This is a genomic window from Rickettsia endosymbiont of Polydrusus tereticollis (assembly GCF_964026385.1).
Lineage (GTDB): Bacteria > Pseudomonadota > Alphaproteobacteria > Rickettsiales > Rickettsiaceae > Rickettsia.
The window spans coordinates 41,063-64,559 of record NZ_OZ032142.1; the positions used below are offsets into that span (position 1 = coordinate 41,063).

Consider the following 23,497-nt stretch of genomic DNA (forward strand, 5'->3'; position numbering starts at 1 on the left):
AAAATTTTGCCAAAAAGTGCTTTGAAGCCGTTATTTTCAAATTTTAGATGTAATGCCCCTTACCCCATTTTTTCTAAGCACCGGGAACAGTGCTAATCTAGGTTATTCTAATGCTAATTTCTTCATCACATGATTCCATACCTGTCGGTAAGGATATGATGAAGATAACAAAAACTTAATACGCCTAGTATTACGGATAATTACTACCCCAATTTTTAATAATTTTAAACGTATTGTACCTATTTGTGCTTTTGCTAATGCACTACCTTGTAATAAATTACCTCTGATATATTCTACTAAAGTGTATGCAAGACCCGATAAAATCATTCTGAGCTGATTAGCCCACCATCTATGACAAGAAGTACGATCTGCAAATAATTCTAGTTGTTGCTCTTTTATACGGTTTTCCATATCACCACGACCACAGTAAACTTTGTCGTATAAATCTTCAGGTTTATCTGATAAATTAGTTACTATATACCTTGGATTTTCTCCAAGCATTGTCATTTCTGCCTTACCAATTATTCTACGTTCATGACTCCAACTACCAGCCTTATATGGAAACTCACTAAAAAGACGTTGCTTTTCTTGGGTTATAATAAATGCTGCTTTTGACTTCTCCATTGTAGGTTTCAGTAACTCATTTAGTCTGTTATTTTGGGGCATTCCTACAATATATTTTATATTATGAATATCACACCAATCAAACATCTGATGACGACAAAATCCACTATCACCACGAAAAATAATCTTTACCTCTGGCCAAGCTTGGCGAAAACGTTTTACTAACAATGATAATATTGCCCAAGAATGTTTTGCTTGATCCTGCTTTGACGTCCTAAGATAACTAACTAACAGATGCTTTCCACAAAAAACATACAAAGGTAAAAAGCAATTATGACCGTAATAACCATGATAAAACTTACCTTCCTGTTGCCCATGAATTTCATCATCCGTAGCATCAAAATCAAGTATTAGCTGCTTTGGTACTATTTTATGAGACTTAATAAATTTATCAAGCATTAGTTCATGCACTTTAATTGCAAAGTGTCTATCAGCATTGTTTTCTATACGACATAAGGTAGAACTACTTGCCATATCATCAATTGTTTCCATAGCTGTTTGCATAGCAGGACATTTTCGTAGATAATTGTGGTCATTTAAATCTTCATAACCTAATGCAATACCATAAATTCGTTGCCTCAGCATTGTTGCCATATTATGGGTAATTTTACTACCATCTCGTCTATCAGGAAATATTTTAGCAAGCTCCTCTGTTATACCAAGCCTTTTATCTGCTTCTCTTAATAACAACACACCTCCATCGCTACTAATATCACCTCCAGTGAAATTTATCTCTATTGTCCGATTTTTTACTTTGGAAAACTGGTAACTATATGCTATACAATTTGTCATGACAAAATCCTTTGTATTATTCTAATGAAATACCAGTATTATACAGCTTTACGAGGATTTTGTCTCCTATATCTCATGCAATATCCGGGCTAGGTTCTGTGGGCATTGTTGCATGGATCGAATTTTTGCAAAGTGTACGGTGTCATACCGTGGCTTGACCTACTAGTGTACGAATGTTTAAATAAAGAGGTAAAAATCTGTCATTCCGTGGCTTGTCAGCGTTGTTGCATGGATTAAGAAAAGTGCTATATGTCATTCCTGCGAAAGCAGGAATCCAGAAAAAACACTTAAAATAAGTAAAATTATATAAAAATTTACTATATAATTTGCTTAAATATTCTCTGGATTCCCGCTTTTAGCTAGAATGACATCAAAAGTTCTAGCCATGCAACAACGCCCTTCATGGCTTCGCAATGACGGTTTTTGCAACGTTCGTACACTAGAGGACTTGATCACGGTATGACACCGTACTTGTAATAACCATAATACGGTAAATATTGTCGGGTAAATAAATGTCAAAAAAAATAGCTATTATCCTTTTCAATTTAGGCGGACCGGATAGTTTAAAATCGGTAAAGCCGTTTTTATTTAATTTATTTTACGATAAGGCAATTATTAACCTGCCGAATCCTTGGCGTTTTGTCATCGCTAAAATAATTTCTATCACGAGAAATAAAAAATCTCAAAAAATCTATTCGTTAATCGGTAATAAGTCGCCTTTACTAGCTGAAACGGAAGCTCAGAAATTAGCATTAACGAAGGAACTACAAAAAACTATAAAAGAAGATTTCAGTATTTTTATAGCCATGCGTTATTTTTCGCCGATATCGACAGAAGTAATTAAGCAAATAGAAAAATATGGACCGTCAGAGATAATTTTATTGCCGTTATATCCACAATTTTCAGCTACTACTACCGGTTCATCCGTTAAAGATTTTATAAATAATTTCAACGGCAATATTCCGATAAAAACGGTTTGTTGTTACCCAAGGCAAGCAGATTTTATAAAATCCCATGTTTCATTAATCAAAAAATATTTAGCAAATAAAGGTAATTTTCGTATATTGTTTTCGGCACATGGCTTGCCGGAAAAAATAATAACGGCAGGCGATCCTTATCAATGGCAAATAGAGGAAACCGTAAGGTTGGTAGTGAAGGAGTTAAATATCGATAATTTGGATTATAAAGTAACTTATCAAAGTAAAGTAGGACCGGTAAAGTGGTTAAAACCCAATACCGAAGATGAAATAGAGATAGCCGGAACGGTAAAGAAAAATTTAATAATAGTGCCTATTGCTTTCGTCTCCGAACATGTTGAAACTTTAGTAGAGCTTGATATAGAATATAAATTAATTGCAGATAAACACGGAATTGCTTATACTCGCATACCGACGCTTAGAGTAAATAAAAATTTTATTAATGGTTTAACAAAAATAGTATTAGGATTAATTAATGCTAAACCTAATAAACAAGTTAATAATTTAATAATAAGTGCCGAGGGTAAAAAAATATGCCCCGAAAACTTTACAATGTGTTTGTGTAAGAAATAATATTAGAAGTAAGGCTGGATTCCCGCTTTTGCGGGAATGACACCGAGCATGCTTAACCAAAAAAGTATTAAAAAATGGCAAGTTATTATTTATGGTTTAAATCAATTCATCTAATATCTGCGATATCTTGGATGCTAGGATTGTTATATTTACCGCGACTGTATATCTATCACACTAGGGCAAAAATCGGTGGAGAGGCAGATAAAATGCTGCAATTAATGGAAAAGAACCTAATACGGATTATTATGAATCCAGCCATGATCAGCACCTTTATTTTCGGTATCATAAATGCTTATATTTACGGAATAGTTGCACTAGGTGTTTGGTTTCATGTTAAAATGCTGGCTGTCGTAATTTTAACTATTTTTCACGGGCTACTTGCCAGGTGGCGGAAAGATTTTGCCGACGGCAAAAATACCCACTCCGAAAAATTTTATCGTCTTGTTAATGAGATTCCCACACTTTGTATGGTTGTAGCCGTCACTATGGTAGTAGTGAAACCGTTTGAGTAGAGTTCTTTAGTGTAATTCGGATAGCCTGGATTACTGCGTCGGTACTATGATGCCTCCGGCGTTGTTGGATGGCTCGAATTTTTGATGTCATTCCCGCGAAAGCGGGAATCCAGAAAAAACACTTAAAATAAGTAAAATTATATAAAAATTTACTATATAATTCGCTTAAATATTCTCTGGATTCCCGCTTTCGCGGGAATGACACACGACAATTTTTTAGAGCTATGCAACAAACACTTTCATTCGCTCGCAATGAGTTAAGTTATCCACACAAGAACCGCAATTTTAATTACTTAAGCCGTTATTTTGGTTTGTTTTTATCTAGCTTATCCGAGGAAGGGCTATTTGCTTGATTTTCTTCTACAATTGAGATTTTTTTCTTATATTTTTGTTGTTCGATTAAAAAACTTTGTGCTTCTTGTGATAAACTATTATATAAATCACATTTTTTCTTGTTAATCGCCACTATTTCTTCCCTATATTTTCTTATTTCTGTGCGTATTTCCGGCTTAATACTACCTGCATAAGCCTGAAAATCATCTATTATTTTTTGTGATGCATCAGTGTTATTTGCCGACGCCTTCGCTGAATCTGCTTTTGTTAAATCTGTTTTCGGCAGTGTAGAATTAGGCAACTCAGCAAAGCTATTTACATTTGATAATAATATTGTCAAAATAGCGACACTTACGGCTTTGTTTTTCATCATATAAATCTCTTTATAATATTTAAAAAATTGCAAAAATTTAAAAATACAGTTATACTTTAAGAATAATTAATAATACACCATGATTACATCGTATAGTCAATTAAAAGATACTTTTAAAGTTTTTTTTAATATTAAATATCGTGATATTGAAATTTTTGAAGAATTTTTTGCAGAAAGTGCTAGTGCTACGTCGATGTGCGAAATCAAATCCGATACTATTGAATCAAAGCCTGATGATATTTGGAATTTTGAGGCTTATTATAACCGCAAACCTAATTTGTCACTATTAAAAAAACAAATTCAGGAATTAGCAAAACATAATAATCTTGAAACTATCAAGGATATTTACCTAGAAAGAATCGAGGATAAGGATTGGGTAGCGTTTTATCAAAGCCAATTGACCCCAATAGAAACAAAGCGTTTTTTTATTAGCACAAAATTACATTTAGATAAATGTCCTAAAGGTAAAACCTCGCTACTTATTGAAGCTTCAAGAGCCTTTGGAACGGGGCAGCACGAAACCACTTTAGGATGCCTTGAGGCTATTGAGCAGCTAGCGGATACGCAAATGCGTAAAATATTAGATATCGGCACAGGCACGGGGATATTATCTTTTGCAGCCGAAAAACTTTGGTCGGAAGCACAAATTTTTGCCTGCGATATTGATAAAATAGCGATAGAAATAGCTAAGGAAAATGCTAAATTTAATGACTCTAACCCGGATATTGCATGAGATATAGGAGACAAAATCCTCGTAAAGCTGTATAATACTGGTATTTCATTAGAATAATACAAAGGATTTTGTCATGACAAATTGTATAGCATATAGTTACCAGTTTTCCAAAGTAAAAAATCGGACAATAGAGATAAATTTCACTGGAGGTGATATTAGTAGCGATGGAGGTGTGTTGTTATTAAGAGAAGCAGATAAAAGGCTTGGTATAACAGAGGAGCTTGCTAAAATATTTCCTGATAGACGAGATGGTAGTAAAATTACCCATAATATGGCAACAATGCTGAGGCAACGAATTTATGGTATTGCATTAGGTTATGAAGATTTAAATGACCACAATTATCTACGAAAATGTCCTGCTATGCAAACAGCTATGGAAACAATTGATGATATGGCAAGTAGTTCTACCTTATGTCGTATAGAAAACAATGCTGATAGACACTTTGCAATTAAAGTGCATGAACTAATGCTTGATAAATTTATTAAGTCTCATAAAATAGTACCAAAGCAGCTAATACTTGATTTTGATGCTACGGATGATGAAATTCATGGGCAACAGGAAGGTAAGTTTTATCATGGTTATTACGGTCATAATTGCTTTTTACCTTTGTATGTTTTTTGTGGAAAGCATCTGTTAGTTAGTTATCTTAGGACGTCAAAGCAGGATCAAGCAAAACATTCTTGGGCAATATTATCATTGTTAGTAAAACGTTTTCGCCAAGCTTGGCCAGAGGTAAAGATTATTTTTCGTGGTGATAGTGGATTTTGTCGTCATCAGATGTTTGATTGGTGTGATATTCATAATATAAAATATATTGTAGGAATGCCCCAAAATAACAGACTAAATGAGTTACTGAAACCTACAATGGAGAAGTCAAAAGCAGCATTTATTATAACCCAAGAAAAGCAACGTCTTTTTAGTGAGTTTCCATATAAGGCTGGTAGTTGGAGTCATGAACGTAGAATAATTGGTAAGGCAGAAATGACAATGCTTGGAGAAAATCCAAGGTATATAGTAACTAATTTATCAGATAAACCTGAAGATTTATACGACAAAGTTTACTGTGGTCGTGGTGATATGGAAAACCGTATAAAAGAGCAACAACTAGAATTATTTGCAGATCGTACTTCTTGTCATAGATGGTGGGCTAATCAGCTCAGAATGATTTTATCGGGTCTTGCATACACTTTAGTAGAATATATCAGAGGTAATTTATTACAAGGTAGTGCATTAGCAAAAGCACAAATAGGTACAATACGTTTAAAATTATTAAAAATTGGGGTAGTAATTATCCGTAATACTAGGCGTATTAAGTTTTTGTTATCTTCATCATATCCTTACCGACAGGTATGGAATCATGTGATGAAGAAATTAGCATTAGAATAACCTAGATTAGCACTGTTCCCGGTGCTTAGAAAAAATGGGGTAAGGGGCATTACATCTAAAATTTGAAAATAACGGCTTCAAAGCACTTTTTGGCAAAATTTTTACAAAAGTATCATTGCTAATATTATAAATTACTCAATTTCTTACTTTAAATCTCACTTCATGCAATATCCGGGCTAAGGTAATTTTTTATAAAAATAGTGAAGATAAAATTTTACTTTCTAAACATAAAAATACTAAATTTGACTTAATTATCGGTAATATTTTAGCGTCGCCGTTAATTGAATTATCGAGCCAAATCGGCTCAATAATTGAAGTTGGAGGATATCTGATATTATCGGGATTTCTTGATTATCAAATGGAACACGTTAAAGATGCTTATCAAGCAATAGGGTTTGAGCCTAAAAAAAATTATACGTAAGAATAATTGGGTGATATTAATATTGCAATTTACAGGTAAATAATCATTGGAATTGACTTTTTTAATATATATCAGTATAATACTGATCGATTTTAACAGGGAATTTAAGAGGAAAATTTAAACTTATGAGTACCACAAAAAGTGATGCCGACAAAAATAATAATTATATTTCAGAGCTTAGAAGAATAATTTGGCCGATTGAGTGGCATGAAAACAAAAAATTCTTGCCGATGGCTTTTATGATGTTTTGTATTTTATTAAACTATTCGACACTTCGTTCGATTAAAGACGGTTTTGTAGTAACCGCTATCGGGCCTGAAGCTATAAGCTTCTTGAAAACCTATATAGTTTTGCCGTCGGCGGTGCTTGCCATGATAATCTACGTCAAGCTCTGTGATATTTTAAAACAAGAAAATGTTTTTTATACGGTAACATTATTCTTTTTAGTATATTTTGTGCTGTTTGCTTTTGTTTTATATCCGTATCCTGATTTAATTCATCCCAACCCTGAATATATAGCTTCTTTGAGCAGCAGCTACCCAAATTTTAAATGGTTTATTAGAATAATCGGCAAGTGGAGTTATGCATCTTTTTATGCAATGTCGGAACTTTGGGGAACATTAATGCTAAGCTTGCTATTTTGGCAATTTGCTAACCAAATTACTAAAACTGAAGAAGCAAGGCGTTTCTATTCAATGTTCGGGTTACTTGCTAATTTGGCTTTGCCTCTTACTTCTTGGATTATCTTACATTTTTTAAATGAAAAAACTAAAATATTTGCCGAGCATTTAAAATTTACGCCTTTATTTATGATAATGATAGCAAGTAGTTTTGTTATTCTATTGTTATATAGATGGATGAACAAGAACGTTCTTACCGATCCAAGGCTTTACGATCCTGCTCTTGTTAAAGAGAAAAAAGGTAAAGCAAAATTGTCGTTAGTCGAAAGCTTTAAAATGATTTTTGCTTCTAAATATATCGGTTTTATTGCACTGTTACTTATAGCTTACAGTGTTTCGGTAAATTTGGTAGAAGGTGTTTGGAAATCAAAAGTTTATCAATTACACCCAACAAAAGAAGCCTATACGATGTATATGGGGCAATTCCAAGCTTATCAAGGTTGGGCAGCAATTGCTTTCATGATTATAGGGAGTAATATTTTAAGAAAAGTATCATGGATGACGGCAGCAATGATAACGCCTTTAATGATGTTAATTACCGGTATTGCTTTCTTTGTTTTTATTTTCTTCGACAATGTTATTGCTATGCATCTCACCGGTGTGTTGGCTTCGGGACCGCTTGCATTAGCGGTTATGATCGGTATGATTCAAAATGTTTTAAGTAAAAGCGTGAAATATTCGTTATTTGACGCCACTAAAAATATGGCATATATACCGCTTGATAAAGATTTAAGAGTAAAAGGGCAAGCTGCCGTTGAGGTTATAGGCGGGAGGCTTGGTAAATCAGGAGGGGCGGTTATTCAATCGACTTTCTTTATTTTATTTCCGGCTTTTGGCTTTGTTGAAGCAACACCGTTTTTTGCCTCTATATTTTTTATAATAGTAATATTATGGTTATATGCGGTTAAAGGTTTAAATACACAATATCAAACTTTGATAGCTACTAAATAATTGTTTATAGCTAGGTCTGTGAAGGAGAAACGAACTTCGTTGCATGGTTGCCGGAATCGTCATGGCTCGAATTTTTGATGTCATTCCCGCGCAGGCGGGAATCCAGAAAAAACACTTAAAATAAGCAAAATTATATAAAAATTTACTACATAATTCGCTTAAATATTCTCTGGATTCCCGCCTTCGCGGGAATGACATACAGCACTTTTTTAGAGCCATGCAACAATACCGACTTGATCACGGTATGACACTGTATAATGATATTTTTCTTTTTTAATTATTAAGTTGCATAGCATGAATACGAAATCTAAAGCTAAAAGCCCAAGAACACCGTTCGTGAAGAACTATAATAACTGGCGTGTGAGAATTTTGTATTCTATCATTATCGGTTATGCAACTTTTTATTTTTGTCGACAAAATTTTAGTATAGCAACACCTGCTTTAATAAACTATTTTGGCATTACAAAAACTCAAATCGGCTGGATATTAACAGCGTCCTCTATAACTTACGGTGTTAGTAAGTTTTGTAACGGTTTTATTAGTGACAGGGCTAACGCTCGTATATTTATGGTGTCCGGGCTTTTAGTCGTAGGTATTATTACTATAGCCTTAGGTTTTGCCGATTCCTTAATAGTAATCGGTATTTTATGGATTATAAGCAGTTGGTTTCAGTCAATGGGTTGGCCTCCGGCAACACGCATGTTAACGCATTGGTTTGCACCCAAAGAGCTTGGAACTAAATGGGCCTTAGGTGCTACTTCTAATCAAATAGGCGGTGCCCTTGCAATGGTAATTTGCGGTTATTTAGTTGAAAGTTACGGTTGGAGGGCAGCATTTTTCGTACCGGGAATAATTGCCTGTCTAGTTTCGTTATTTTTATTTAATCGTTTGCGGAACTCTCCGAAAGAAGTAGGGCTTCCGACGGTTGAAGAGTATAAGGAAGGTGAAATTCAAACATTAAATGATTATGAACGTTTATTAACGCCTGCCTTACTTAAAATGGTGTTCGGTAACAAATTAATTTGGTATGTTTGCTTAGCGAATATGTTTGTTTATATCATACGTTCGGGGATAATTTATTGGGCACCGACATTTTTATTGCAGTTAAAAAATATAAGCCTTGCAAATGCAGGCTGGCAGATAGGTTTTTATGAGGTAATCGGCATACCCGGGGCTATTATTGCCGGTTCAATGTCCGATAAATTATTTCAAGGACGTCGCGGTCCTGTCGGGGCAATATATATGTTGATCCTTAGTATTACGCTTATTTTATTTTGGCAGATTCCTATGCAAAGTGAAATATTAAGTATTGCAATTCTTGCTTTAATCGGTTTTTTTGTATCCGGTCCTCAGTTATTAGTAGGAGTTGCCGCTGCTGACTTTAGTACTCGGCAAGCTGTCGGCACCGCTAACGGCTTTTCCGGTTTGTTCGGCTATCTAGGAGCGGCGATTGCTGGAGTAGGTGTCGGATGGATAAGTGATAATTGGGGCTGGGACGGTGTATTTATATTTTTTAGTATATCGGCCTTTTTAGGAGCGTGTTTGTTTGCTTTAACATGGAATCATTCTGCTAATACATCAAAAAAAACAGCCGTCAAAATAAAATTTTAATAAACTATAAAAAAGGTTAATAATGACAATCGAATATACTTTTTCAATGATTAAACCGGATGCTACAAAAAGAAATTTAACCGGTCAACTTAACGCTTATTTAGAAAAAGCCGGTTTAAAAATTGTAGCACAAAAAATGACTATTTTAACAAAATATCAAGCTGAGTGTTTTTATGATGAACATAGAACAAGACCATTTTTTAATAGCTTAGTTGAATATATTACTTCCGGTCCGGTAGTGCTGCAAGTCCTTAAAGGCAGTAATGCTATTACTTTAAATCGTAAGGTTATGGGAGCTACTAATCCAAATGAGGCGGAAATCGGCACCATTAGGAAAGATCTCGGTGAATCAATTGAAGCTAATAGTATTCATGGTTCCGATAATCAAGATAGTGCTAAAAGAGAAATAAAATTTTTCTTTGCTAAAAATGAAATTATAGAATAACTTAATGCTTGAATATGACGTAATAGTTATCGGAGCAGGGCATGCCGGTGCGGAAGCCGCTTCTGCTTCGGCACGTCTTGGCGTTACTACGCTTTTAATTACGTTAAAACCGGAAAATCTTGGTGAAATGTCTTGTAATCCTGCAATCGGCGGGATTGCTAAAGGTACTTTAGTTAAAGAAGTTGATGCTCTTGACGGTTTAATGGGAAGAGTTATAGACCAGGCAGGCATACATTATAAAATGCTGAACGAAACCAAAGGACCGGCGGTGTGGGGACCTCGTGCTCAGGCTGATCGCAAGCTTTATAAAAAAGCAATGCAAGCCGCATTAACAGACCATGAAAATTTAACCTTACTTTATAACTCGGTAGAGGATATTGAAACTAAGAATGAGGAAGTACAAGCCGTCATTTTAAAAAACGGTAAAAAAATTCTATGTAAAAAAGTTATTCTTACAACAGGAACATTTTTGTCGGGTCTTATTCATATAGGGCAAGAGAAAATTCCAGCCGGTAGAGTCGATGAAGAACCTTCTTACGGCTTATCTACTACATTAAAAAAAATAGGGTTTAAGCTTGGTAGGTTAAAAACAGGTACGCCGCCACGAATTGACGGACGCACCATTGACTATAGTAAAGTTGAGCTTCAACCGGGAGATAAAATCCCTCGTCCTTTTTCTGAGTTAATTACTAATATTCAAGTTCCTCAAATAAATTGCTACATCACCAAAACCACTAGCAAAACGCATGATATTATCAGAAATAATTTAGATAAATCTGCTATGTATTCAGGTCAAATAGAAGGTACGGGTCCTAGATATTGCCCTTCCATTGAAGACAAGGTGGTTAGATTTAGTGCTAAATCTGAACATCGCATATTTTTAGAGCCTGAAGGTATAGATGATTATACAATTTATCCTAACGGTATTTCTACTTCATTACCAAAAGATGTTCAACTTGAATTAATAAAAACGATACCGGGGTTTGAAAATGCTATAGTACTTCGCCCCGGTTATGCAATTGAATATGATTATGTCGATCCTCGAGAATTAAAAATTACCTTAGAAACCAAGAAAATTATAGGACTATATTTTGCCGGGCAAATTAACGGTACTACCGGCTATGAAGAAGCAGCGGGGCAAGGTATCATAGCCGGTATTAACGCTGCTTTAGCTGTAAAAAACCAAAAACCTTTTATATTAACTAGAGCAGATAGTTATATCGGAGTAATGATAGATGATTTAATAATGTTTGGTACCGTAGAGCCGTACAGGATGTTTACTTCAAGGTCGGAATATAGGTTGTCGGTAAGAGCGGATAATGCCGATTTACGACTAACACAATTAGGCCTAGATATTGGACTCACATCGAAAAAAAGAGAAGAAATATTTATAAAAAAACGTCAAGATATTGAAAAAGCAAAAATCCTAGCCGCTTCCTTATCCTTAACAACAAGTCAATTAGCAAAAAACGGTATATTAGTTGCTCAAGACGGAACATATAAATCAGTGTTGGATTTATTGGCAATGCCTAATTTTACTATAGACCAAGCGGTTAAAATTTTCCCTCAACTAGCAAGCATAACCGATAATATTTTACAATTTCTTTACATTGAATCAAAATACTCTTCATATTTAGTTAGGCAACAGGCAGATATACGGTTATTTAAGGAAGAAGAAACTTTATTAATCCCTCAAAATATTGATTATTCTCGAATATCGGGGTTATCTGTGGAAGTATGTGAGAAACTTACTTATCACAAACCTTTAACCGTCGGTATAGCACGAAGAATATCAGGAATAACGCCCGCAGCCATTACTGCTATTATAATTTATTTAAAAACTAAATACCGTGATTAAAAATTATGATTTTATTCCACGTGAAATAATTGAGAAACTAAAGGAATATCAAGGATTAGTATTAAAATGGAATAATACTATTAACCTTGTATCGCATAATAGTGTTGGAGATTTTTGGTTGCGTCATGTAATCGATTCTTTACAATTATTACAATATATTGATAATAAGGATATATGTTTAATTGATGTAGGTGCGGGAGCGGGTTTTCCCGGTATGGTATTATCAATAGCAGGGATAAAATCGGTGATTTTAATAGAATCGGATATTAGAAAATGTGTATTTTTAGAAAAAGCATCAAACATATCAGATAATAATGTTAAGGTAATCAACCAAAGAGTGGAAAAATCTGAGTTTGATTGTAATATATTAGTGTGTAGAGCTTTTGCTTCGTTGGGGATGATATTTAGCTATACTAAAAATATTACGATAAAAGAGAAATTTTTGCTATTAAAAGGGAAAAATTACCATGCAGAATTAGAAGAGACCAAAAAAAATTGGTCATTTGATTATTCTGTACATAAAAGTATTACGTCTGAGGAAGGTAAAGTATTAGAAATTCGTAATTTAGTGAAGATTACATGACCGTAAAAATAATTTCTATAGTAAATCAAAAAGGCGGAGTCGCTAAAACTACTACTACAGTAAATTTAGCAACCGCTTTTGCTGCTATGGAAAAAAAAATTTTAGTGGTAGATATTGACCCTCAAGGAAATAGCAGTACCGGTTTTGGTATTAATCAACGAGAGAGAAAAAATACTATTTATCAAGTATTAATCGGTTCGATTAAATTAGAAAATGCAATAATGTCTACAAACATTCCAAATTTAAATATAGTTACTTCGAATGCTAATTTATCGGCTGCAGAATTAGATTTGATGAATATGAAAGATAGAGAATATTTATTAGTAAATTTGCTTGAAGAGTCAAAAGCTTATTATGATTATATTATTATAGATTGTCCTCCATCGCTTAATTTGCTTACGATAAATGCTTTGGTAGCTGCGGATGAGGTATTGATCCCGATGCAATGTGACTTTTATTCGTTAGAGGGGCTCAGCCATTTACTAAAGACAATTGAAATTGTAGAAAAAAAATTAAACCCTAAAATAAAAATTGCCGGCATATTATTTACCATGTATGATAGACGCAATCGCTTAACTGAACAGGTGGAGGCAGATGTAAGGAAATATTTAGGGAAGCTAGTATTTAAAACAGTTATTCCTAGGAATATTAAATTATCTGAAGCACCGTCATACGGTCAGCCGGCGATTATTTATGACCATAAATGTTCAGGAGCTATTGCTTATATGCAGCTTACAAAAGAAATTTTAGGAAGGCACAATGAAAAATAAAGGATTAGGGAGAGGATTATCGTCATTACTTGGTGAAGAAGTTGTACCAAGTGCAAAAGATGAAATAATTCAAATTGTAAATATTGATAAAATTAAACCGAACGAGAATCAACCAAGGAAAAATTTTGAATATGATAAAATAAAAGAATTAGCTGACTCTATAGCAAATAACGGTTTATTACAGCCTATTATTATTAATCAAGATTATAAAATTATAGCCGGCGAACGACGTTGGCGAGCATGTAAACTAGCAAAAATTATTGACGTACCGGTAATTATAAAAAACTTAGACGATAAAGAAAGTATGGAGATATCTTTAATCGAAAATATACAGAGAGCAGAGTTATCTGTTATAGAGGAAGCTGAGGGGTTTAAGCATTTAGTAGAAAATTTTAATTATACAACAGAAATGTTGGCTGAAAAGCTTAGTAAAAGTCGAAGTCATATAGCAAATCTTTTAAGGTTAAATAAATTACCGCAGTCAATTAAAGATAAAGTAAATGAAGGAGTATTAAGCATGGGGCATGCTAGGTGTTTAGTAAATCATGAGCATGCGGAAGTAATAGCTGAGCATATAGTAGAACACGACCTTAATGTCCGTCAAACTGAAGAAATAGTTAGAAAATGGTCTAAAGATGAATATGTAAAATCACCGGATGATGATTATCGGGTTGGAAAGCGTTTTTTAAAAGAAGGTGATAAAAGTAATGATTTACAATTACTCGCAAAAACATTATCGGAAAGGTTTAATATAAAGGTAACAATAGAAAATTATTCAATAGGCGGGAGATTAATATTTCATTATAATAACCTAGAAGAACTAGACACAATTTTATTAAAGTTAAGTTAGGATATGAAATGAAAAATCATTTGTAGAATAACAAATTATCATACGGGTTTTGAAATTTACTATCAGCGAGCAATAAACCCTAAAAATACAATATTAGACATTTTAATCGGTGTTAAATAATAATATAAGGAACTAATAATCTATGTCATATCAATATGTTTATAAAATGGATGGTTTAAGTAAAACCGTCAACGGTAAACAAATTTTAAAAGAAACACGTTTATCATTTTTACCCGGGGCTAAAATTGGCATAATAGGTCCAAACGGTGCCGGTAAATCTACCCTGCTGAAAATCATGGCAGGAATTGATAAAGAATTTGACGGTAAGGCGTCTCCTGCCAATGGTATAAAAGTAGGTTATTTGCCTCAAGAGCCTCATCTTAATCCTAATAAAAATGTTTTTGATAATATTATGGAAGGGTTAAATGAGAAGAAAATACTTATTGATGAATTTAATGAAATAAGTAATAAATTTGCTAACGAAATGACCGATGAGCAAATGAATGAGTTGCTTACTAGGCAAGCAGATTTACAAGAAAAAATAGATGCTTGTGATGCATGGAATTTAGAGCGTGAAATAGATATTGCTATGCTAGCGTTACGTTGTCCGGCAAAAGAAGCTAATGTTGAAAAAATTTCCGGCGGTGAAAAAAGAAGAGTTGCGTTATGCAAATTGCTTTTAGAAAAACCGGATATGCTTTTACTTGATGAGCCGACAAACCATTTAGACGCAGAATCAGTTTCTTGGCTTGAAAACTACTTAAAAAATTATAAAGGTACCGTGGTAATTATTACCCACGATCGTTATTTTTTGGACAATGTCACGGAATGGATATTAGAAATTGATCGAGGAAATTGTGTGCCTTGGCAATCCAATTACACTAGTTGGCTTGAACAAAAACAAAAAAAACTCGCTCTAGAAAGTAAAGAGGAAGACGATAGGAAAAAACAACTTAATCGAGAGCTGGAGTGGATACGTCAAACGCCAAAAGCTAGACAATCAAAAAGCAAAGCACGTATTACCGCTTACCAAGAATTACTAACTAAACAACAAGAACAAGGAAACGGTACGGCTCAAATTATTATACCAAACGGTCCGCGTCTTGGAGATTTGGTTATAGAAGCTGACCATATAGCTAAAAAATTCGGTGATAAAATATTATTATCAGATTTCAGTTTTAAAGTTCCACGTGGCGCAATTGTCGGTATAGTTGGTCCGAACGGAGCAGGTAAATCAACTTTATTTAATATTATTACCGGAAAATTAGCATCGGACAACGGTTCTATTAAACTCGGTCAGACAGTTAAATTAGGTTATGTTGATCAGTCTCGAGATCACCTTAACGACAACAAAACCGTATGGGAAGAAATTTCCGAAGGATTAGACGAGTTACAACTTGGTAGTAGAATAGTAAAAAGTAGAGCTTATTGTGCAGCTTTTAATTTTAAAGGCGGTGATCAACAAAAAAAGGTTGGTCAGCTTTCCGGAGGAGAGCGTAATAGAGTACATATAGCAAAATTGTTAAAAGAAGGAGCGAATGTTATACTTCTTGATGAACCTTCAAATGATCTTGATCTTGATACTTTAAGAGCTTTGGAAGATGCTATTTTAGATTTTGCCGGCTGTGTTTTAGTAATTAGCCATGACCGTTGGTTTTTAGATAGGATAGCTACGCACATTATTGCTTATGATAAAGAAGGCGATGCTACTTGGTTTGAAGGAAATTACCAGGATTATCATGAGTATATGTTGCAAGCAACCGGACAAAACCTTATAAATCCTAAATATAAACATAAAAAATTAATTTAATGTCTTTAATAGTAATTATATTAGTAACGTTATTAGTAATAAAGCCAAAAGATATTCCTATAATTATGAAAAAAATCTATGAAATAAAGTCTTATTTTACTAATTTTCAAAAACAAACGATTTCTTATATTATAAACAACGATGATAATATATTAAACGAAGATATAGAACAATTAAACTTTTATTTGCAAAAGGTTATTAGTATGGACGGTCATTATGACGGAGATTACACTTTAAAAAAAGTAAAACATAAATATCATGCATTAATGAAAGAATATATTAACAAAGAAATACCGCAAAAGAAAGATGAATAATATAATGCCAAAGCATAATCACGTTGTATTAGTTGATGAACAAGATAATGTGCTAGGGATAGAGGACAAAGCTACTGTTCATAATTCTGCTACGCCGTTACATAGAGGTTTTTCAGTTTTTCTTTTTAATAATAAAAAAGAATTGTTAATACAAAAAAGAAACCCCAATAAAAAAACTTGGCCGGCATTCTGGTCAAATAGTTTTTGCGGTCACCCGAGGCTTAACGAAACATATGAAGATGGGGTGTATAGACACGGTAAGTTTGAATTAGGTATGACCTTACAAAAATTATATTTTATAGATAGTTATCGTTACAAATTTGCCTTAAATAATATTATAGAGAATGAAATATGTCCAATTTATTTAGCTTTGTCAAATGATGATATAAGAATAAATAAAGATGAAGTTGAAGAAATAAAATTATTTCAATGGAACGATTTTTTAGTTTATTTAAAAGAATCTTTGCCAAATTTTACTCCTTGGTGTATCGAAGAAATAAATATATTAGAAAAAAGCAATATATTTAAGAAATTTATGGATTCAACTTTATAATTATAGTATAAACACACCAAACGTCATTGCGAAGCCACGAAGTGGCTGTGGCAATCCAGGAAAATAATAGTCATCCTGAATTTATTTCAGGATCTACTATACGAGATGCACAAAACTTGTTCAGCATGACAAAAACTGGATGGCCACGACGCCAAGAGGCGTCTCGCCATGACGATTTCGGAAGCCTTACAAGAATGCATAGAACATGCTTTAAACCTTATCCACATAACAATACTATCCATAATCGGGGTCATAGCTCAGTTGGTAGAGTGCTTGGCTGGCAGCCAAGAGGTCGGGGGTTCGAGGCCCCCTGATTCCACCAGTTCCTATCGGGCTTTCAAAGGGTCTTGCAAAATTCTTCTTTTACAAAACTATAATCACTTTTTCCATCTATTGTGAAACCAAAACCATTGTCCGGGGTTTTGTTTAACCCATTCTCCCAAAATTTGATTAATATTTAGCATTATATTATAGTAATCAACTTTATCATCACCTGTTTGCTGAAACATAAGGGGGGGATGAATTATTGCTTTAAAATGACTACCCCGTGTTCGGACTATCTGACACGGTATAATCGGATATTTAAATTGCAGAGCAATTTTAGCAATGGCGTGCGGAGTCATGGCAGGAGTTCCTAGAAACGGCACTTCTATACCGTCATTCATTTTTTGATCGACAAGCATAGCAATAGCATCGCCTTGCTTTATCGCATTAATTAAACCTCTGCTTCCTTCTGCTCCTTTTGGAATCAACTTTAATTTATCGCTACTGCGAATTTCATTAATTAACCGATTAACATACGGATTGTTAGCTTTACGGTATATTATAGAAAATTTAGGGTAAAATTTATGGATAAGTTTAAGTGCAATATCCCAATTGGCAAAATGACCGGTAAATAATAAAAACGGTTGTCCGGCTTTTCTAAATTCATCTATATTTTCTGTGCCGATTATTTCAATTCTTTGCAATAATTCTTGTTCGGACATAGTGCTAATATATGGGAATTCACCGATAAAACGACCGAAATTATCCCAAGTTTGATCGATAATATTCTCGATATCAAGACTATCTCCAAAAACAGCATGAATATTTTTTCGAGCAATTTTATTAACGGCAAGTAATATGCCGATTTTTCTGGCTATAAAGCTACAGATATTTCCGGCTCGATCAATACCGAATAGGCTTAATATTTTCATTGCCGTAATAACAACAAAATATTCAAATAAATATCTAATATTTTTTAAAAATTTTTGCATAAATTAAATTAGTTAATTTTTCCGGCTTATCAATAGATAGCTCCACATCGCAACAAATTATTTCAGTATCTGGATCCTTCAAAGATGAAAGCTTAACGTAATCTTTTCTGGTAGTGATAAGCACGGCGTTATGTTTTTTTGCGTTTGCAAGCAAATTTTCTAAATCTTTCTTCGAATAATTATAATGATCAGGAAAAATTTGACATCCGGCTAGCGTTAAATCATAATTTTTTAGAGTGAGAAAAAAACGCTCCGGATTGCCGATACCGCTAAAGGCAAAGTAATTTTTTGTTTTGTCTATTTTTTTTAAGAGGATAATTTTCGCTTGCACTATAGCAGCATAAGGCGTTAAAATATTAGGTAGCTTCCAATTTTCAGCACTTATTGCCATAATTAAATCAGCAGTTGCTAGAGCTTTCTCTGGATATTCCCGCAAAGGTCCCGCCGGAATTAAAAAGCCGTTACCGAAAAGTCTATGAGCGTCAACTGCTAAAATAGTACAATCCTTGTGAAAATTAGGATTTTGTAAGAAATCATCAACTATGATTACACTAGGTTTAATGTCATTAATTAAAGGAATGATTTGCTGAATTTTCTTGGTAGCAATAACCGTGCCGTACTCGGATAATATTAATGATTCATCCCCCACCTCTATAGCAGTATGGTGCTTTCTTACTATAGTTGCCGTAACAAGGCTGCTGCCGTAAGCTTTAGTAATAATAACAAATTTTATATTTTGTGCCGATAATAATTTTGCTAAGTGAATAACTATTTGCGTTTTACCCGTCCCCCCGACACTAATATTACCGACGCAGATTACCTTAGCAGGAAAAATAACGGTCTGTGCAAAAAATTTCCTTAAAGAACTTATAAATAAATATATAAGGCTAAATGACCATAATAGATAAGCAATAATATTTCTACTTTGCCAGAATTTAGGATATAAAAGCTTAATCATCGGTTGTTTTAACTATTCCCGCAATAATACGACATTTTAACAGACTCTAACATTTATAGCAATGTGATATAAAATCAAACGGGTTAATAGGCTTATTATCTAATAAAATTTCAAAATGTAAATGTTCGCCCGTCGCATTGCCGCTTCTGCCTTGGATTCCGATAAGCTGCCCTCTTGTTATGCGGCATCCCTCTTTAATATGTATTTCCTTTAGATGGGCATATTTAGTGGTAATTTTACGAAAGTGCTTAATTTCTATAAAATTGCCGTAGTCACGAACTCTTGCGACTTTAGTAACGACTCCGCTTGCCGCTGCATAGACCGATGACGATTTTTTAGCTTGTAAATCAATACCTCTATGAAAACAATTTTTCTTTCTTTTCTTTTTATGAGGGCTTTTGCGGGGACCGTAATGGCTGGTAACTTTTGCCTCGTATTCCGGTGTCATCAAAGGTATAGAACTAATTATTTTATCAATTTTTAAAAGTTCGGATATATTATTTTTTTGAGCGGTGATATTATAGCTTTTTGCAAAGTAACGAGCTTCAGCACTAGAGAGGAATTTATATTTTATCTGTAATTGCGATAATAAATCCTTGATCATGACTATTTTCGTACCGGCAGCTTGATTAAACTCTTGTGGCTTTCTATTGTGAAATTTTTGTAAGAAAATTTTATTTTGATTAGGATTATTAATTATTACCACTAGATTTTTAGCATATAAACATTTTGTCTTACCGGCGTTATTAGCAAGGTCATACTGCACGACTAATTCGGCATGATTTATTTTATATTTTTTTTCTAATTCACGGGTAGTAGTAGCAAGTAAAGTTTTATCTAGAGATAAATTAAAGCAATTGCATCCTTGAATAAAAAATACAATTAATAGCAATAGATAATTTTTATACTTTAATCGCATTATAAATAATTATAAGTGAATTTTAGATTTAAGGCATTAGTTAGGTAATCACTTAATTGCATTATGTCACCTTTAATATTAGGTGGGTTAATTGTCATCAACCCACATTTTACCATATTTTTATCGGAATGTAGAAGCTCATATTCAATAATAAGCGTTTCTTTGAAACCTATCAGCTTATAATTGTGATAAAAATCCCGAACCAAAGTCCGATCTTTAATTGGATACCAAATAAGAACACAGTTATTAAGTGTACGGGATTTTATTGCCGTTATTACTTCTAATAGCTTATCAAATTCATTTTTTACTTCAAAAGGTGGATCGAGAAAAATTAAACCTCTTTTTTCTTTAAAAGGAACAAACGCTTTCACGGCTTTATAGGCATCTAAATTATGTATATTTGCGGTTTCTCCTAATAAATTCTTTAAGCTTAAATAATCTGCCGGGTGAAGTTCAGAGGCAATTAAACGATCGTGCGGTCTTAATAGTTTAGTAATTATTAAAGGTGAACCGGGGTAATGGTCTGTAGAAATCGTATTTACTATATCTAAAAAGATTTGTAAAATATGCGGTAAGTCGGCAACAGACTCCGTAAAGCTCTGTAATTTTTTTATGCCGGTTATGCTCTCGGAAGTTTTTTGAGCTGCTGCTAAATTAAGGTCATAAATACCGATTCCGGCAAAACCATCCAAAACTGCAAAAGGTTTTTCTTTTTTCTTTAGTTGCTCTAAGATTGCAATTAGTATTAAATGCTTTACGACATCGGCAAAATTCCCTGCATGGTAAATATGGCGATAATTCATACGATATTTCGATTAATTTTAAGAATTGGTCTAAATCGTTATTGTGATGGGGCAATGTCTGCCTTGATACTTCAAATGTTATGGCTCACCGCTGTAGGCATTGTTGTATGGCTCGAATTTTTGATGTCATTCTAGCTAAAGGCGGGAATCCAGAAAAATTAAACTAAAAGTATATAACTTGCAATTATATAGAAAAAAGCCTTATAAGCTAAGGCTTTTTAGCCTGGATTCCTGCCTTCGCAGGAATGACATCCTTATTATTAGATTTTGTAGTAAGCTCTAACCATTCTTGTTCGTCGATAATTTTAATATTTAACTCTTTAGCTTTTTTTAATTTACTACCGGCATCGTCACCTGCAATTACTAAATCGGTAGAAGCCGAGACACTAGCCGTTACTTTTGCACCTAATTTCTCTGCTTGAGCTTTTGCTTCGGCTCTTGAAAGAGTCGGCAGTGAGCCGGTAAATACTAATACTTTACCGCTTAAATTGCTTTGTTTAATATGCTCTTGATAATCTTCAATAGTTAACACTTCGCCAAGTTTACGGATAAGGTCAATATTTTCTTTAACATCAAAAAAATCAATAATATCTACTAAAATTTTATCGCCCACACCTTCTAAATTATTTAGCTTTTGATAGATATCCGTATCACCTTCGGCAAGTGAGGTCATTTGCGTTATAAAGTTATTATAAGTTTGAAATTCTCGAGCTAGTAGCTTGGCATTTTGCTCGCCGATATGTCTGATACCCAAAGAATATATAAACCTTGCTAAGCTAACATTCTTTGATTTTTCAATATTAGTAAAAAGATTCTCGACGGATTTTTTGCCCCATCCGTCCATATTTTCAAGTTTTGTTAAGCTCTCTTCATTTTTATTTTTCAAGAAAAAAATATCGAATGGGTTTTTGATTAAGCCTTTATCTATTAAAAACTCTACTTGTTTTTTACCAAGCCCGTCAATATCCATAGCATTTTTTGAAACAAAATGGCGGATTCGTTCATAATTTTGTGCAGGACAATTCAAACCATTGTCACACCTGATAATTATTGCGTCTAGGTCATAATGTAGCGTAGAATTGCATGAAGGACAAAATGGCGGTGGCTCAATTTTTATACTATCCTCTTGACGCCTAGTGAAATCGACACCGGTAATTTGCGGGATCACATCGCCGGCACGTTGCAAAAATACATAATCCCCAACCCTAATATCTTTTCGAGCAATCTCTTGATAATTATGTAAAGTTGCTCTGGCGACCATAACCCCGCCGATCGATATAGGTTCTAGTTCGGCTACGGGCGTTAAGGTTCCTGTTCTTCCGACCTGTATAGTAACGGATAGCAATTTTGTTTGTCCGATTATGGCAGGGAATTTGTGAGCTATAGCGAATCTCGGGCTTCTGGCGATAAAGCCCATACGATCTTGCAGAGAAAAATCATTTAACTTGTAAACTACTCCATCAATCTCGTAGGGTAATTGCTCCCTTTTTGCTTTTAAATATTCATAAAAAGCAAATATTTCCTCTTCTAACCGAGCTAACTTTCCGAACTCATTGACGATAAAGCCAAATTCTTTAAGCTTTGTAAGCAACTCATCTTGTGAGCTTGCTAGCTTTGCACTATTATCGCCTATTGCATAAACAAAATATTTTAGCGGTCTAGATTTAGTAATAGCTGCATCAAGTTGACGAAGCGAGCCGGCAGCGGCGTTGCGTGGGTTGGCAAACTTATCTTTGCCTAGCAATTCTTGCTGCTCATTTAATATAGCAAAATCTGCTTTATCGATGTAAATTTCTCCTCGCACTTCCAATTTTGCAGGAGCATTTACAATTTTATGAGGAAAATTTTTGATAGTTTTAATATTAGCCGTTATATCTTCGCCGATATACCCATCACCTCTTGTTGCACCTGTTACGAGTATGCCGTTTTCATAAGTAACTGCAAAAGATAAGCCGTCTATTTTAGGTTCACAAAAAATAGGCGTAAATTCTTCTAGTCGTAGAAAATTTTTTATTCTATCGATAAAGTCTTTAACATTCTTTTCGTCAAAAGCATTGCCGAGCGATAACATCGGCGTAGCGTGTTTAACCTTGGCAAATTTACTTTGAACTATACTGCCTATTTTTTTGGTTGGGCTGTTTTCTAAAATTATGTGAGGAAATTTTTGTTCAAGTGCTAGATTTAGGCTAAATAATTGATCATACTCGGCATCCGACACTAAAGGTGCATCTTCCATATAATAAGCATGATTATACTCTGCTATTTTATAGGCTAGCTCTTTTAATAGCTCTTTTGCTTCGGGTTCGGTAATTAAATCTATGTTTGGTGATTTATTTTGCATTGATAATGTATTTATACTTTATATGTCATTCCCGCGAAGGCGGGAATCCAGAAAAAAATATTTTTAAGTC

At 33.9% G+C, this 23,497-nt stretch carries 23 protein-coding genes and 1 tRNA gene; 16 read left to right on the forward strand and 8 right to left on the reverse strand.

The features are described 5' to 3' along the window. Positions 1-102: 102 nt before the first annotated feature. On the reverse strand, positions 103-1,416 hold the full coding sequence (locus AAGD48_RS00175; protein ID WP_341789277.1) for an IS1380 family transposase: 1,314 nt from the start codon (positions 1,414-1,416) through the stop codon (positions 103-105). 512 nt (positions 1,417-1,928) lie between these two features. Here AAGD48_RS00175 and hemH point away from each other — a divergent pair. Both hemH and hemJ read left to right on the forward strand, forming a co-directional pair. Further along, positions 1,929-2,966, forward strand: coding sequence for a ferrochelatase (gene hemH / locus AAGD48_RS00180; protein WP_341789974.1), 1,038 nt, complete (start codon positions 1,929-1,931; stop codon positions 2,964-2,966). Between the two features lie 74 nt (positions 2,967-3,040). After that, on the forward strand, positions 3,041-3,478 hold the full coding sequence (hemJ, locus tag AAGD48_RS00185; RefSeq protein WP_341789975.1) for a protoporphyrinogen oxidase HemJ: 438 nt from the start codon (positions 3,041-3,043) through the stop codon (positions 3,476-3,478). A 301-nt stretch (positions 3,479-3,779) separates the two neighbouring features. On the opposite strand, the gene AAGD48_RS00190 is transcribed toward hemJ, so the two are convergent. Then, positions 3,780-4,184, reverse strand: coding sequence for a hypothetical protein (locus tag AAGD48_RS00190; protein WP_341789976.1), 405 nt, complete (start codon positions 4,182-4,184; stop codon positions 3,780-3,782). A 79-nt stretch (positions 4,185-4,263) separates the two neighbouring features. Between AAGD48_RS00190 and AAGD48_RS00195 the strand changes: the two genes are divergently transcribed. The 4 genes from AAGD48_RS00195 to tlc1 all read left to right on the forward strand — a co-directional run bounded on the left by AAGD48_RS00195 (position 4,264) and on the right by tlc1 (position 8,356). After that, the gene (locus tag AAGD48_RS00195) at positions 4,264-4,917 is read left to right on the forward strand and encodes a 50S ribosomal protein L11 methyltransferase (RefSeq protein WP_341789977.1); all 654 of its coding nucleotides are present in this window, start codon (positions 4,264-4,266) and stop codon (positions 4,915-4,917) included. A gap of 73 nt (positions 4,918-4,990) precedes the next feature. After that, positions 4,991-6,304: an IS1380 family transposase gene (locus AAGD48_RS00200; RefSeq protein WP_341789277.1), complete on the forward strand. Its 1,314-nt coding sequence runs from the start codon at positions 4,991-4,993 to the stop codon at positions 6,302-6,304. 211 nt (positions 6,305-6,515) lie between these two features. Continuing rightward, positions 6,516-6,725, forward strand: coding sequence for a 50S ribosomal protein L11 methyltransferase (locus AAGD48_RS10580; protein ID WP_410526045.1), 210 nt, complete (start codon positions 6,516-6,518; stop codon positions 6,723-6,725). A gap of 125 nt (positions 6,726-6,850) precedes the next feature. Continuing rightward, entirely contained in the window at positions 6,851-8,356 is a 1,506-nt protein-coding gene (gene tlc1, locus AAGD48_RS00205; RefSeq protein ID WP_341789978.1) for an ATP/ADP exchange transporter Tlc1, read from the forward strand. Here the strand turns inward: tlc1 and AAGD48_RS00210 are convergent. Continuing rightward, positions 8,318-8,440 (reverse strand): hypothetical protein, encoded by a 123-nt coding sequence (locus AAGD48_RS00210; protein ID WP_341789979.1) that lies wholly within the window; start codon positions 8,438-8,440, stop codon positions 8,318-8,320. The two genes, tlc1 and AAGD48_RS00210, sit on opposite strands and share 39 nt — an antisense overlap. Positions 8,441-8,650: 210 nt before the next feature. On the opposite strand from AAGD48_RS00210, the gene AAGD48_RS00215 reads away from it, so the two are divergent. The 10 genes from AAGD48_RS00215 to AAGD48_RS00260 all read left to right on the forward strand — a co-directional run bounded on the left by AAGD48_RS00215 (position 8,651) and on the right by AAGD48_RS00260 (position 17,472). Next, positions 8,651-9,967, forward strand: a complete 1,317-nt coding sequence (locus tag AAGD48_RS00215) for an MFS transporter (RefSeq protein ID WP_341789980.1) — start codon at positions 8,651-8,653, stop codon at positions 9,965-9,967. Positions 9,968-9,989: 22 nt separating this feature from the next. Next, a complete protein-coding gene (ndk, locus tag AAGD48_RS00220; RefSeq protein WP_341789981.1) occupies positions 9,990-10,412 on the forward strand; it encodes a nucleoside-diphosphate kinase in 423 nt (140 codons plus the stop codon). A gap of 4 nt (positions 10,413-10,416) precedes the next feature. After that, a complete protein-coding gene (gene mnmG, locus AAGD48_RS00225) occupies positions 10,417-12,270 on the forward strand; it encodes a tRNA uridine-5-carboxymethylaminomethyl(34) synthesis enzyme MnmG (RefSeq protein ID WP_341789982.1) in 1,854 nt (617 codons plus the stop codon). A 13-nt stretch (positions 12,271-12,283) separates the two neighbouring features. Then, positions 12,284-12,853, forward strand: coding sequence for a 16S rRNA (guanine(527)-N(7))-methyltransferase RsmG (gene rsmG / locus AAGD48_RS00230; RefSeq protein WP_341790799.1), 570 nt, complete (start codon positions 12,284-12,286; stop codon positions 12,851-12,853). Further along, positions 12,850-13,623: a ParA family protein gene (locus AAGD48_RS00235; RefSeq protein WP_341789983.1), complete on the forward strand. Its 774-nt coding sequence runs from the start codon at positions 12,850-12,852 to the stop codon at positions 13,621-13,623. The genes rsmG and AAGD48_RS00235 overlap by 4 nt, the downstream gene beginning before the upstream one ends. Then, positions 13,613-14,473 carry a ParB/RepB/Spo0J family partition protein gene (locus tag AAGD48_RS00240; RefSeq protein WP_341789984.1) on the forward strand — a complete coding sequence of 287 codons (861 nt, stop codon included), beginning with the start codon at positions 13,613-13,615 and terminating at the stop codon, positions 14,471-14,473. The genes AAGD48_RS00235 and AAGD48_RS00240 overlap by 11 nt, the downstream gene beginning before the upstream one ends. A gap of 142 nt (positions 14,474-14,615) precedes the next feature. Beyond that, positions 14,616-16,283, forward strand: coding sequence for an energy-dependent translational throttle protein EttA (gene ettA / locus AAGD48_RS00245; RefSeq protein ID WP_341789985.1), 1,668 nt, complete (start codon positions 14,616-14,618; stop codon positions 16,281-16,283). Next, entirely contained in the window at positions 16,283-16,597 is a 315-nt protein-coding gene (locus AAGD48_RS00250) for a DUF2672 domain-containing protein (protein WP_341789986.1), read from the forward strand. Before ettA ends, AAGD48_RS00250 begins: the two co-directional genes overlap by 1 nt. 4 nt (positions 16,598-16,601) lie before the next feature. Next, positions 16,602-17,150 carry an isopentenyl-diphosphate Delta-isomerase gene (gene idi / locus AAGD48_RS00255; protein WP_341789987.1) on the forward strand — a complete coding sequence of 183 codons (549 nt, stop codon included), beginning with the start codon at positions 16,602-16,604 and terminating at the stop codon, positions 17,148-17,150. A 246-nt stretch (positions 17,151-17,396) separates the two neighbouring features. After that, a tRNA-Ala gene (locus AAGD48_RS00260) sits at positions 17,397-17,472 on the forward strand. 55 nt (positions 17,473-17,527) lie between these two features. Here the strand turns inward: AAGD48_RS00260 and AAGD48_RS00265 are convergent. The 5 genes from AAGD48_RS00265 to ligA all read right to left on the reverse strand — a co-directional run bounded on the left by AAGD48_RS00265 (position 17,528) and on the right by ligA (position 23,427). Then, on the reverse strand, positions 17,528-18,406 hold the full coding sequence (locus tag AAGD48_RS00265) for a lipid A biosynthesis lauroyl acyltransferase (protein ID WP_341789988.1): 879 nt from the start codon (positions 18,404-18,406) through the stop codon (positions 17,528-17,530). Next, positions 18,381-19,364: a tetraacyldisaccharide 4'-kinase gene (lpxK, locus tag AAGD48_RS00270; protein ID WP_341789989.1), complete on the reverse strand. Its 984-nt coding sequence runs from the start codon at positions 19,362-19,364 to the stop codon at positions 18,381-18,383. The genes AAGD48_RS00265 and lpxK overlap by 26 nt, the downstream gene beginning before the upstream one ends. Positions 19,365-19,410: 46 nt before the next feature. Further along, the gene (locus AAGD48_RS00275) at positions 19,411-20,283 is read right to left on the reverse strand and encodes a M23 family metallopeptidase (protein ID WP_341789990.1); all 873 of its coding nucleotides are present in this window, start codon (positions 20,281-20,283) and stop codon (positions 19,411-19,413) included. Further along, on the reverse strand, positions 20,283-21,086 hold the full coding sequence (gene rlmJ, locus AAGD48_RS00280; protein WP_341789991.1) for a 23S rRNA (adenine(2030)-N(6))-methyltransferase RlmJ: 804 nt from the start codon (positions 21,084-21,086) through the stop codon (positions 20,283-20,285). Before rlmJ ends, AAGD48_RS00275 begins: the two co-directional genes overlap by 1 nt. A gap of 208 nt (positions 21,087-21,294) precedes the next feature. Then, positions 21,295-23,427, reverse strand: coding sequence for an NAD-dependent DNA ligase LigA (ligA, locus tag AAGD48_RS00285; RefSeq protein WP_341789992.1), 2,133 nt, complete (start codon positions 23,425-23,427; stop codon positions 21,295-21,297). Positions 23,428-23,497 lie beyond the last annotated feature (70 nt).